General features: G+C 39.3%; 16 protein-coding genes and 1 pseudogene. 5 read left to right on the plus strand and 12 right to left on the minus strand.

The window, feature by feature from the left end; translation table 11 throughout:
* The coding region (locus V7K36_RS09665; RefSeq protein WP_335115341.1) for a transposase at positions 1 to 149 on the plus strand (149 nt) is incomplete at its 5' end.
* 644 nt (positions 150 to 793) lie between these two features.
* On the opposite strand, the gene V7K36_RS09670 is transcribed toward V7K36_RS09665, so the two are convergent.
* Positions 794 to 1,372 (minus strand): hypothetical protein, encoded by a 579-nt coding sequence (locus tag V7K36_RS09670; protein WP_335115213.1) that lies wholly within the window; start codon positions 1,370 to 1,372, stop codon positions 794 to 796.
* A 704-nt stretch (positions 1,373 to 2,076) separates the two neighbouring features.
* Positions 2,077 to 3,993: a hypothetical protein gene (locus tag V7K36_RS09675; RefSeq protein ID WP_335115215.1), complete on the minus strand. Its 1,917-nt coding sequence runs from the start codon at positions 3,991 to 3,993 to the stop codon at positions 2,077 to 2,079.
* 633 nt (positions 3,994 to 4,626) lie between these two features.
* On the opposite strand from V7K36_RS09675, the gene V7K36_RS09680 reads away from it, so the two are divergent.
* The 3 genes from V7K36_RS09680 to V7K36_RS09690 all read left to right on the plus strand — a co-directional run bounded on the left by V7K36_RS09680 (position 4,627) and on the right by V7K36_RS09690 (position 6,102).
* Entirely contained in the window at positions 4,627 to 4,794 is a 168-nt protein-coding gene (locus V7K36_RS09680; protein ID WP_335115217.1) for a hypothetical protein, read from the plus strand.
* 12 nt (positions 4,795 to 4,806) lie between these two features.
* Entirely contained in the window at positions 4,807 to 5,409 is a 603-nt protein-coding gene (locus tag V7K36_RS09685; RefSeq protein ID WP_335094740.1) for a hypothetical protein, read from the plus strand.
* Positions 5,410 to 5,532: 123 nt separating this feature from the next.
* Positions 5,533 to 6,102 (plus strand): Uma2 family endonuclease, encoded by a 570-nt coding sequence (locus V7K36_RS09690; protein ID WP_335115343.1) that lies wholly within the window; start codon positions 5,533 to 5,535, stop codon positions 6,100 to 6,102.
* Position 6,103: 1 nt separating this feature from the next.
* Here V7K36_RS09690 and V7K36_RS09695 read toward each other — a convergent pair whose 3' ends face one another.
* The 5 genes from V7K36_RS09695 to V7K36_RS09715 all read right to left on the minus strand — a co-directional run bounded on the left by V7K36_RS09695 (position 6,104) and on the right by V7K36_RS09715 (position 7,870).
* The gene (locus tag V7K36_RS09695; RefSeq protein WP_335115219.1) at positions 6,104 to 6,274 is read right to left on the minus strand and encodes a hypothetical protein; all 171 of its coding nucleotides are present in this window, start codon (positions 6,272 to 6,274) and stop codon (positions 6,104 to 6,106) included.
* A complete protein-coding gene (locus V7K36_RS09700) occupies positions 6,261 to 6,875 on the minus strand; it encodes an HNH endonuclease (RefSeq protein ID WP_335115221.1) in 615 nt (204 codons plus the stop codon). Before V7K36_RS09700 ends, V7K36_RS09695 begins: the two co-directional genes overlap by 14 nt.
* 431 nt (positions 6,876 to 7,306) lie before the next feature.
* Positions 7,307 to 7,483: a hypothetical protein gene (locus V7K36_RS09705; RefSeq protein ID WP_335115223.1), complete on the minus strand. Its 177-nt coding sequence runs from the start codon at positions 7,481 to 7,483 to the stop codon at positions 7,307 to 7,309.
* On the minus strand, positions 7,464 to 7,676 hold the full coding sequence (locus V7K36_RS09710) for a hypothetical protein (protein WP_335115225.1): 213 nt from the start codon (positions 7,674 to 7,676) through the stop codon (positions 7,464 to 7,466). The genes V7K36_RS09705 and V7K36_RS09710 overlap by 20 nt, the downstream gene beginning before the upstream one ends.
* A 35-nt stretch (positions 7,677 to 7,711) precedes the next feature.
* Positions 7,712 to 7,870, minus strand: a complete 159-nt coding sequence (locus tag V7K36_RS09715) for a hypothetical protein (RefSeq protein ID WP_335115227.1) — start codon at positions 7,868 to 7,870, stop codon at positions 7,712 to 7,714.
* 116 nt (positions 7,871 to 7,986) lie between these two features.
* Between V7K36_RS09715 and V7K36_RS09720 the strand changes: the two genes are divergently transcribed.
* Positions 7,987 to 8,211, plus strand: coding sequence for a hypothetical protein (locus V7K36_RS09720; RefSeq protein ID WP_335115229.1), 225 nt, complete (start codon positions 7,987 to 7,989; stop codon positions 8,209 to 8,211).
* Positions 8,212 to 8,236: 25 nt separating this feature from the next.
* Here the strand turns inward: V7K36_RS09720 and V7K36_RS09725 are convergent, their stop codons facing one another.
* The 5 genes and pseudogenes from V7K36_RS09725 to V7K36_RS09745 all read right to left on the minus strand — a co-directional run.
* Positions 8,237 to 8,434 (minus strand): hypothetical protein, encoded by a 198-nt coding sequence (locus V7K36_RS09725; RefSeq protein WP_335115231.1) that lies wholly within the window; start codon positions 8,432 to 8,434, stop codon positions 8,237 to 8,239.
* Positions 8,435 to 8,457: 23 nt separating this feature from the next.
* On the minus strand, positions 8,458 to 8,655 hold the full coding sequence (locus tag V7K36_RS09730; protein WP_335115233.1) for a hypothetical protein: 198 nt from the start codon (positions 8,653 to 8,655) through the stop codon (positions 8,458 to 8,460).
* A gap of 84 nt (positions 8,656 to 8,739) precedes the next feature.
* Positions 8,740 to 9,513, minus strand: coding sequence for a hypothetical protein (locus V7K36_RS09735; protein WP_335115235.1), 774 nt, complete (start codon positions 9,511 to 9,513; stop codon positions 8,740 to 8,742).
* On the minus strand, positions 9,506 to 10,639 hold the full coding sequence (locus V7K36_RS09740; protein WP_335115236.1) for an AAA family ATPase: 1,134 nt from the start codon (positions 10,637 to 10,639) through the stop codon (positions 9,506 to 9,508). The genes V7K36_RS09735 and V7K36_RS09740 overlap by 8 nt, the downstream gene beginning before the upstream one ends.
* 174 nt (positions 10,640 to 10,813) lie before the next feature.
* Positions 10,814 to 12,157 (minus strand): annotated as a pseudogene (locus V7K36_RS09745) (site-specific integrase); the annotation flags it as partial.
* Between the last annotated feature and the right edge of the window lie 131 nt (positions 12,158 to 12,288).

The raw sequence follows: 12,288 nt of genomic DNA on the forward strand, positions 1-12,288 counted from the left end.
ATCGGGACTTATACAAAGCCCGTCATCTTATTGAAAACTTTTTTGCCAAACTCAAGCAGTACCGAGCGCTCGCAACACGCTACGACAAACGCGCTACAAACTTTTTAGGTGCAATTTATCTGGCTGCTTCTGTCATTTGGCTCAATTGATGACACGCCCTAGGTTTCGTTGCTCAACCCAACCTACGCAGATTAAGGCTTTAGAGGTTGTTTGAAAAGTCTAATTTATTACTAGCCCTGGCGACTAGAAGTCGCGGCTATACAAATAAAACCCACCGACCTGGGTTAAAAACCCTACTTTTTTGTTAGTCCACGGAGGAAGACGAAAGTTTGTGTAGTAGCGAATTTTATTCGCCCAATACTTTTCAAACATCCTCTTAGGCGCTAACCCAAGCGTATTGATCTATAAAGTCAGGGTTCTCAGGTTTGAATCACGAATGAACCTTATCCTGTCAATGTCATATATTGCAATACGCTTGGGTTAAGGAGAATCGTAGGTTGGGTTGAACATTCGTGTTACCCAACAAATAAAAATGGCTATGATGGCGATCAAATAAACCTCATAGCTGAATGGCACTAAGAAAAGCAAAAACGCTTAATCCTGATTGAAATCTGTCAAAACCTCGTTCTGAAATTAGCTGTGTTAGTGGATTTAGACTCATTCCTTATTTGAAAGCAGAAGTATTATTAATTCGCCTCAACTCGGCAAAAACAATTACCTCAAATGCAATGTCTACGACAGGCTGTTCGGTGATGTCTCAATTTGACTTATGCTCACGATTCATTCTTGTGGTTCAGTCTGGAAAAGCCAGACCAGTCATTGGGTCACGGATATATAACCCTAATGTGAGACTACGCATCACTTCATCCCAAATCGGTATTAACGGCTCTGCTTGATCTGCCCAATAATCGAATGTAATCAAGCACTGAACGTTTGACCCCAAACCAATGCAAGTCCGCGAAAAAGCTTCCCGTGGTTCTTCCTGAGTGTCAATGAACTTCATTTCTGTCCAGACAATCCTAGCGGTTTGGCGCTTGACGGTAAAAATTTCTCCCTTAGCAATGACGTTGCGGCTATCGTTTTCCATGACTTTCTTCAAGGTGGATTTTAGCGGAAACTGGCTCCAGTCATTGGGTGGCAGGCGATTGAAAGATACTTCTAGGCAGCAATCATCGTTGGGCGGTTTTCTATCGAGGAACTTGAAGGATTTTTCTTGTGGTTCAAAAACCCAATTCTGGGGAACATTGAAGCGAACAGCGCCTCGATCTGCTACAAAAATCTTATAGCCTGATGGAGATTCCCAGCGATGATCAGGTTTGAGTTCAAGCGTTTCCTTAATCCACTGGAGATTGCTTTTTTTACGCTTTGCCATATGTGTTTTTGTTCTCTCTGCTGAAGAGGGTGTACGCCGTCGTAGACATCACCCACTTTGTTAATGTTATCAAATTGCTTGAGATCATGGCGCTATGTAACGCGCAATTAACCTGTGCATACACACCTAAATATCTCTACAGTCCGCTCCAAAAAAGCGTTATGCTGCTGGGTTATTCTCCGTCAATTTTGACTCAGAACAACAACTTATCGTAAAAAGTTTAGTGCATCTGGTTGCTTTAGATGATCGACTTCCCCTATTCTCTGCATCCAGTCTCGTTTAAGTTGGGTACGTTCCATAGTTGTGCCAAACTCATCAATCCAAACATCTGAAGCAACTTCCTGTAAGAAAATCTGCCACTCAGTACGGACACCTTCAGCACGTAATACCCGATCAACAAATTCTTCGACAATAGCAAAGCCTGCTTGACTTGGTTCCTTTAAGAGAGTCTTAAGTTCTTTTTCACAGTTGTTAACTGCTTCAGCTTGAGCTTTAGAGAGATTATTTGCAATTTTCTCAGCCGGGGTAGATGTATGTATTCCTGCTGTTTTTATATCTATAGGACTCCTACTTGATTTTTGAACAAAATTAGGTATTGTAGGGTGTGTTAGAACGAAGTTCGTAACGCACCATTATCAAGGGTTTGGTGCGTTACGCTGTCGCTAACACACCCTACATATCTTTTCATAAATCAAACCGGATTCCTATATATACCATTTATCTAGCAAACTTCCTTCAAGTCTGTAGGTTGTTCTATTAGGAGTTAAAACATCTAGATGCCTTCTAATTCTATGTTGAACCAGTCCACGATATTGAAGATCGAAGGTTGCAAGCGTCTGAAAACCAAGTCTTAGTCCAGCTAAATTCTCTGGAATCTTCTCTGCTAACTGCTTTAAAAATTCACTACCATTACCTTCCCCAATGTTTTCCAATTTGCCATGCTTCTTCAGAACTACTACTACACCAGACTTTGCTTCTTCTAAAGATTCTTTTAATGCACTATCCAAAGAAAGAAACTGTTTTGAGAGATGAGTACGCACCTCATGCAAGCATATAGCATAAGCAGTCATGTATGCCCCAGCAGCATCTCCTTTTTGCTGAATCTCTTCCAATTCAGGAATTCCTGTTTTTGAGCGACAGGCTGCGATCGCAGAATCAACAGCTACCTTAAAGTTTTTATCGTCGGTATCTCGTTTAGAGATCATTGATGAAGTTAGACGTTCAAGTTCTCTGGTCAAATCATTCCAAAACTTCTCAAAAAGTTCAAGGAATTTTGGAAACCAATCATCTCTTGATGCTTGCCTCCAAGCATCCTTAGCTTTTTCTAACTCAACAGCAACAGTTCTTTGAAGCTGAATCAGCCTGTCTTGACATGCAGAAGCATATTGTCGATCTAATATTTCAACCTTCTGTCCTAGATAATGTAAGACTCGATCTAATATTTCAGTTTGTGCTTGTTCTGAGTCAGCACAGTCTGCAATTACAACATCTTGAACATCAATGTGTTTCTCAGAGATTGTCGCAGCTAAACTTTCACAATTTCTTCGATTATCGGAACTTACGTTGATATGGTTGAGTATCATGAAAGACCATTCTTTAATAGGAAGGTAAGTTAGGGCATCATTAGCCAGATCATAAAGTTCAACGTCCTCTATTACCCAGATATCACCAGTGGATTTGGGCATTCGGACAAATAAAACTAAGTCTATGTCCTGCCCTAATGTTTTTATCATTCGCTCTTCGTCACCAATCCCAGTGTCTCCTAAACCGGGCATATCAACTAAAGCGATTTGTCCGATATCTACATTTGGGAAAGAACAGACGATTTTTACCTCCCGAACTGCCAAATAATTGAAGTAGATACGTCGTCTGTCTAAGGTATCTTGAGCTACGTACTCTCGGATTTCATGTCGTGGGACGCGACGTGGAGAAGGTTCTGACAAAACATCACGATATTTGTGAAGATTTTGGTGATATCTACAAAGATGATCATACTTAACCGCCGCCGCCTGTCTTTTTTCAATTAACTCTCCAGGAAGTTCTGGTAGTGGAATATCACCAAATTCTTGAATGGTTAAGGGATGGGAACCCAGCTTAAGTTGCCAATAGTAAGGCGCAATCACTTCATCTAGGAAAGAACGCTCAGAATGAAACCGTACTTCAGCATAAGTTTCTCCTACTTCTGAGTTGTGGTGAATGTTACTACGAACTCCTGTACAGTGTTGATCATCACCATCTGGAATTTCCGCCGTTGATAACCCAGTCAAACTTTGCAGAAGTCGGCTTTTACCTTGTCTGGCTCGTCCTACCACCCCAATGTTAAGGGTATTACGGGAAAATCGAGACTTGAGACTGTTAAGAGCAGCTAACTCAGTATCAATACTTCTCTGAATGGCAAAACAATCAATTTCTCTGAGTTTTCCAATTGTGCTAGGATCACCAACCTTCTCAAGTAACTGGTCACGCTGCTTTTCAAGTTGACGTAAAGCAGCTGAAAGAGTTTTGAGGTTAATTTCTACGGTTTCAATTTTTAAAGCTAATGGACGGCGCTTTTGAATGATCTGAGCGATTTGGATAGCTCTCGGTGTTGCAGAACTGTCAATTTGCATAGTTGATGACATAGCTTATTGTCCTTTAGTAAACTTAATTCGAGAAGTATTGAGTACTTCTATAGGACTCATATTTGATTTTTGAACAAAATTAGGTATTGTAGGGTGTGTTAGAACGAAGTTCGTAACGCACCATTATCAAGGGTTTGGTGCCGTACTCTCCTTGCTAACACACCTACGTATCTTTTCAGAAATCAAACCGGATTCCTATATAACTGAGTATTCCCCAATAACACACATACTGTAACAGTCGCCCTACGAAGTATAGTCCTTGACTGTAACTAGTCATTACAGCACAGAAATATAGATAAAGTCGAATTTAGTTAGCAAAATGGCATTTGACTTACTCAAAATGAGCTTTTGCTTTCTCATTTGGGTGTTTTCCGCAAGTAAAATGAGCTTTTACTTTCTCAAACCCCAGTTTGCTTTCTCATTTCAGTAATTCGCGCATTTATGACAGCGATCGCGCTTATAGCAAAAACATTGCAGATTTGCCGGAATTCTCTCAGTCCGCTATATACGTAAATTTACTTATTTAAAATATTAAAAGTAGTGTATTACACCGTTAATCTTTGCTAGTGTGGAGGGCAAGAATGGAAATAGAATAGTAGCGACAAGTTAGGATGTGCGCTATTACTCAAAATTTTGTCAAGCTCAAATAATTGCGTAGATGCAAAGCAGCTTGTCATAGACATCGCCCAAAACATAGCGATCGCACCACCTCACACCCAAATCTGTGACAAAATAGTTTTGTTGCCCAACAACCAATGCGATGCCTCCGGCGGGCTGTTCGGCGTCGCCTACGAACTATAATTTATATCAATTATGCCTTATAGTCAGTTTACAACTATCAGTAAAGTTAAAGAAGCTTTCGGGTTAAAAACACAAGAAGGTGGACGATTTATTCCTGCCACTGAACCAATTGAAGCATCTGCTACACTGACGGCATATCTTGAAGAAAGTCTGCCGCTTGCTTCTTCAGCAAGTGAAAAAGCGCGTTCCGAAGGAATTATTTACCCAGTATTATTGGAAGTTAGACGGATATTAAATCGCCAAATTAGCTTATTTTCTGGGGAAGATTTTACAGTTGATGAGGCAGTTGGACTTAATGGAATGTGTGATTTCCTTTTGAGTCGTTCGCCGGAAGTACTAGAAATTGAAGCACCTGCAATTATAATTTTGGAAGCAAAAAAAGCTGATTTAAGAACAGGGTTTGGACAATGTATTGCAGAAATGGTTGCCGCCCAAAGATTCAACGCCGCCAAAAATCGTCCAGTTGCCGTAATATATGGTTCTATTAGCAGTGGTACACAATGGCGATTCTTGAAGCTAGAGGATAATATAGTCACCATCGACTTGATGGATTATCCTCTCCCACCCGTAGAACAAATTCTCGGATTTTTAGTTTGGATGGTTCAAAACAGTTGATAGATGCGTAGGCATTGGCGTAACCCGCCGGAGGCATCGCATCACAGTATGACATCACCTCACAGCCAAATCTGTGACAAAATAGTTTTGTTGCCCTACAGTCAATGCGATCGCCTACGACCTATGATTTCTACCATCAAGCGCCGCTACAGTTTGGATGAATATCGCGCGACCGCAGAAAAAGCCGAAGGACGCAGCGAATATCGAGATGGAGAAATCGTACCCATGTCCGGAGGAACGCTTAAACACAGCCGCATCGGTGGCAATATTTTTGCCTTTTTTAAGTTTTTGCTCCGCGATACTCAATTCGAGCCAATTAACAGCGATTTACGGCTGTGGGTTCCCGAATATCGACGTGGAGTATATCCAGATGTAATGATTTTTGACAGCGAACCGCAACTAAATGCTGAACGTTTAGATGAAGTCTTGAATCCCATTTTGATTGTTGAAGTTCTGTCTCCTTCCACCGCAGATTACGACCGACTCAGTAAATTTCGGATGTATCGATCAATTCCAAGTTTTAGCGAATATTTATTAGTTGAGCAGGATGAACCTTTTGTGGAACGCTACAGTAAACAAGCAGAAGGTTGGTTGCTCAGTGATTTTAGCGGCTTAGAAGTATCTATTTCTTTGGATTCAGTTGCGATCGCATTATCGATGGCGGAAATTTATCGCGGCGTTGTTTTTAAGTAAATCAGCTTTGTGACGATGTATGCTTTGGGATGGGTGCATAGGCGTAGACATCGCTAGTCCGATTCCAGTAGTTGAACAAGTTTATATGTGGCTGTGTGGGAATTAAGCAGCAATCAAATATGATATCTTTGATCTCAAAGATGCGATCATCATACTTATTAGCTCGTTTCATCTTCTAAAATATTTGATGGGATCATCCTCAATCCTATTACCTGATGAGTATATTGCTGTCCCCATTCAGGACGCTTTAATTTCGGAGGTTTTCCGGTTAGTGTTTCCTCTACTTTTGCAAATATACAAGCGAGAGTTGCAGGGTTCATTCGACCTTCACCAAAGTGAATAGTTGCATTTTCCATCTCCTTCCAAAGTAACTCATTTACTTGGTCTGCTTGTGATTCATCTAGTCCAATACCTATAAATGGTCGCCGTCCAAACATTTGCTCAAACTCAAAGTAGCCACGAATTGACCAATATGAGTCATAGAAGGGTACACAAGTTGCACGAAGCCATATCCACATAAAATGTGGGTCAGCAACATTAGGAGCTTCTCGGTGACAACGACGGCACAGTAAAACGAGATTGGATGGAGCATCCAAACCTCCAAGGGAATCAGGAACTATGTGACATCGCTCAAGGCGTGACTGATATCCACAACGCCAACACCGCTTATAAGCATCTGACCAATCAATAGCAAGACCACTCTCGTTTTCCTGCCTTGCCCAATAGCTGACAATATTTTGCTGGGAAGTTTCAATAGGTTTTCGTTTTTTCATCTAACTAAAATTTATTAAATTTAGCAATAGTATCAATAGTTATTTTGTACTATTTTAGATGAGATGGCAAATACCAATCTATATAATTAACATAATTAAATACTTTGGGTTCTATCGCGCCCCTTATGCTAAAGTGACTTACGCTATTATGAAACACCAACTTGGAAAACTGCAAAACCCTTTCTGCATAAGGATAACAGGTTTAAAAAAGCATGGATTTAATATTAGGAACCATAAAGGGAGCGATAGAGCCATACTTTCTGTGATTTAAACATTCTATTTTACTGCGGTGAGAATATAAGATAATATCTGAACTTACTTAAAATAGTCCTTATTTATATACATCTCCTCTCATGCCAATGGTGTAAACTTCAATTTCACCCAAATCAATATTAACTGTAAAAATAATTCTGGTTTTCCCAACACGCAGTCTATAAAATGCTTCCCAATCTCCCTTCATTTTTTATGTCAAGGTCTGTGAAGGGAATAATCCCCTGCTCCTCAACAAAAATCAGGAGTTTGTTGAGTTGCTCTTGACTTTTAGCAGTATCTTCAATATTTGCCTTTTCTAAAAACTTAGTAGCATTTTTACGGAATTTGATTGCCATATTTAACCCATTCTGTCATATCAACTGATTCCTCTTCTTCATAGTCTGATGGTGAACCAAAGATTTGATTCAGTTCTGCTTGTTCTTCATCACTCGCATAGGGGATAAGAACTTGACAGAGCAACATTGGCTCTTCTCGCAAAACTTCCCGTATGCTCTCTTTAATTAATGCTTTAAGTTCATGAATTTCCATTAGTCTTCTTCTTAAGAATACAAAAAATATATCATTTATAAGCTGCTAGAGTTGCTTGAAAACTGTGAATATTTTTGTATCACAGGTTGAAAGACAATTACTATATCTAATTCTTGGTCGGCAATTTCAGGCTGAAGCTGGATTTGCAGAATTCCATCATCACCAATATATGTTCTAATTTTAATACTTTCCATAACCTGACCTCCTAGCTTATATTGTCGCACCTGTAATGCTAATACTTTCAGTGTGCGATCGCCCGTGGTCGATTACCATTTAAGAATGCTTCTCTAACAACTTTTGAAACAAATTATTGTCTCGTTCCCAGTCTCCGACTGGGAATGCCTATATGATGCTCCGCCTCAAGACTTGCGGCAGAGCCGCAATTGAAGAGCATTTCCAGCCAGAGGCTGGAAACGAGATTTTAAAGGAGTTTGGGCTTAAGTTGGCACTAATGAGCATTGCTGTGCCCTTACGACAGATGTGGTTCAAATACATGAAAACTGCTGTAAACAAAGCGTATAAGCTACTTGGTTGAACCAAATCAATGTTTATTCAAACAATCACTCCACAAGCTTCACCATTTGGTTTACCACCAAGCGTGCTTTCCGTCGATAATCTGACTTGCGTGTTCCACCAGCCATCCCGTACTCATCACTATTTTTGCCATACCGAGATGCAACACTCAGCAGTATATGCTCAGAATAAGTATTCAACGCACGTTCTGTATCTTCTAATGTATTTTGCGTCTTATCCATCATTGTTCGTGCTTGATTATGAGCAGCTAACTTCTTACTTCTTCAACAAATTTATGAGAGTATCCTAGTTCTTCCGGCGTTTTGGTTGGAGACTGTGAGGATGTTTTTATCACAGGTTGAAAGACAATTATTACATCTAGTTCTTGGTTGGCAATTTCAGGCGGAAGCTGGATTTGCAAAATTCCATCATCACCAATATATGTTCTAATTTTAATACTTTCCATAATCTGACCTCCTAGCTTAGTATTGTCACATCTGTAATGCTAATATTCCCACCGCGCGATCACACTCATAATTATCTTAATTTTTTACTCCGACCAAATAATTGGAATCAAGTGTTGCTCAATTTCTTGGATGTAGGCTGTTAAACCTGTATAAATACCTCTTTCACACAGAAGTTTCAAACTTGTATCTTCCCAACACTGTCGTTCTCGTTCCATATCTTTGGCTGTTAGCTGCTCAACTACTACTTTTGGATTTCTAATTCGATCGGGTTCTTGGTATGAGGTAGAGCGTAGTCTGTGTGACTCTATGCAAGGGTCGAAATTCAATCGGGTCTTAATTTCTTCTAGAATTTGTTCTTCTTGATTAGACGGAATAAACCCGTTGAGAACCCATGCTTCACGTTTTGGGTTAGCTGTACCAATAACAATTTTTAGTTGGGGCTGTCGATTGATATGTTCTGAGCGTGCTTGCTCAATCCCTTCTCTACGCTCTGGTTGATTGTCTAAATCACGTATAAAGATAACGGCTTTAATCGGTCGTGTTTTTTGAAGAAAATCTACCAGCTTAAGAACCTTAGTAGATGCTGCTCCATCGGTTTTTAACGGTACACTCCTACTATCATGACCGAGATATCTTGGAGGTTTATATCTCAGTTGATCTTTTGCATCATCAATAATTTTTGTAACGTCGCTCCAACAGGAATATTCTGTTCCTGCCTGTAAGCCACTCCAGTTAAATATATGTCTTATTAGTCCAGGTTCTAACCAATCGATTTGCTCCGTCAAAATGCGCTCGGCTAATTTAGTAGCTGTTCGTGCATCTGCACCACTTTCCACTATTACAATGAACTCAATCACTGATTTCTCCTGCAACAACCCACTCTTCACCCTCAGCATCCCAAAACTCACCAGTTGTCAAAGTTTGTTTTGCCCATTCCACATCAGGATGTTCATCTAAACGCTTGGAGATTGTGAAGCCGGAATTACTGTTATTTAATATATGTACTTGAGAAGGAACAAGCTCATCAATAATATAAGGTGAGTGAGTAGAAAAAATAATTTGTAGATTTGGATTATATTGAATGATTTCCTTAAAAACAGTCATCAACTCACGTTGTGCTTTTGGATGAAGTCCCTGTTCTACATCATCTAGAAAAAATAAATTAGGTTGAGTGGGGTTCATTAACACAGTTAGTAAACCTAATGTTAGCATTGTCCCTTCACTAATTGCATGGGCTGGAATCCGCTTATCTGTATTCATATCTAATATCACTTCTTGCCCTGTCATGTCTTGATTTTCTTCATAGGAAATAGACTTACCATCAACTTCGATTAAACGTTTGCGAATAACTGGAACCTTTGCTCGCTTTATGCCAATTTTGCGAACATTTGGTACAATCCGACTCAACGTTTCCTCTATTAATTTAAATTTGTCTGGAGCCTCATTACGCAAAAAATCTAAAGTTGGTGCTAATCCAGAACCGTCGAACTCAACCCTCGGCGTAATTTTTTCGCTGTAAGCTGCTTTAGCAAGATTACTTGCAACTAACTTCAGGTAAACAGCATATTTCAGAGATTGAGGAATTGGATATGGAGAGTCACTTAAAGAACTTGACCATCCTTCCAAATCTCCTAGCTTTCCATCTATATTCCATGATGCTGTGGGATGCCAAGAATCATTGTTTTCCTGCTTCCAACTATAGGAAGCTTGCCAATTCTGCCGATTGTTATATCCCCAAAAACCACTTGCAGTAACAGAAAGATGTTTTTCCCCAATTGTTGTAATGAATTGAGGTGATCTTTCATACTGAAATATCTTTGCAAATGATGAATCTGCAAGCGTACTGAGATTATGTAGCGCTTGTAATACAGTTGTTTTCCCAGCGCTATTTTTTCCTACGAGTGCATGTAATCTAGAACCATCAAAATTAAGTTCCGTAGATTTATGACTTTTGAAATTATGAAGTATTACTTTTTCTAGCATTTGATTGCTAACATCCTTCCACAAATAATTGGATTGGACTCCTTAGTTAATTTTAATTTTTGTAGTAATCTGACGATAAAATTATAATTTCTGCATCACTTTAGTCACCAAAAATGATTTTTCTCCCCTAAATCATAGCAAATTATCTAAAATTAGTATGATTTATCAGTAAATTTAACTTTGTTTATAAACTATTTCCATTTTCAACTTCTCAATCTCCAACTTCAACTTATCATTCTCCATCCTCAACTTAGTATTCTCTTCCCTAATCAACTCAACTTCATTCCTCTTACTCAAAGCCTGATTAATTGCCAACTTCCGCATATCCAGTGAAAACCAACGCTGATAAGTTTGGGTATGAACTTGCACACTATGCCCCAAATTATCCGCTGCCGCTTTAATTGGGATTCCCAAAATATGGGCCCGAATTGCCCAAGCGTGACGTAAATCATACGGTTTAAAATCCAATCCTATCTTACGGAACCACCAACTAACTCGCTGTGTTAATGCCGTAATTTCCGCATGATTAGTGTTATCTTTTTTAGCGATCGCACTCCCCAACATCTCTAAATATTTAGGATTTTTCAAATCAAAATCATCAATCCATTGTCTATATAATGGTAATGCTTGTCTCTCACCAGTCTTAGAATCTTTATGGACTTTCCATGTCAAATCTAAATTTTCTTGACTCAACCACCAATCAATATCAGGATTAATAAAAAGTTCCCGTGGACGTAAACCAAAAACTGCTAACATTCCATACGTCCACCGCCAAAGCTGCCAGCTATCTTGAACATTTTGATTAACTTGATTACCTCTGCTATTCAGGTAATCTTCAAACTTAATAATTCCCTCATATATTTCCGTATCAGTCGGTATATTTCGGGAATTGTTCTCAGGCATTTTTGAATATTTAGATAAATCAATTTCGATATTGAATGTCAGGCAAAATGCAGATATAGCTCTGGCTGCATTATACTTAGCCCATTCTTTCTCGATTTGTTCAATTGAACTGATCAAATTTTCAGCGATCGCTAAATCTTTGGGATTCGTAAATCGTTTAGTTCGGGAAAAGTAATAAAAAAAAGTATGTTCGCTTTTGGTAGTTCTTTTGTGAGTTTTAAAATACTCTTCTTCAAATTGTTTGAGTAATTCTCCTATGGTTTGAAAATCTTTTTTAATTGCCTCGTTTCCTAAATATTTGTCATTCCATTCAAAGGTTTTACGCGCGATTAACTTCCCCAATTCATAAGCTTCTTCTTCAGCCGTCTTAAGTCCATCCAAGTTAGCAGGAATATTCAGACTCAGATTATATTGCTTTCTCCCAATACCATTGCGGTCTTTGTCTCCGGGTTTAATTGGTAACGTCGCCCGTAATTGCAGACTTCCATTCGATTCCCTAATTGTCACCTTTGCCTTTGCAGACTTCAAACGCAGATTAACTTTCTCTAATTCAAGTAGTACTTTCGTTCTCATGTGTTGTTTTTGCTGCTGTGCTTGCAGAGATGAGCAAAAAAACGGGCGATTTTTTAATCGCCTTGGCTCAGGACAACATTTAGATGATGCGTGATATTATGTCCGCTTGATTGCTTATAGCAGTTCCCGACCTGGTGAGGTATGTTTTCAAAGCTACTAACCTTGTTAAACAA

Source organism: Nostoc sp., assembly GCF_036919555.1.
In the GTDB taxonomy this organism is placed as follows: Bacteria; Cyanobacteriota; Cyanobacteriia; order Cyanobacteriales; family Nostocaceae; genus Nostoc.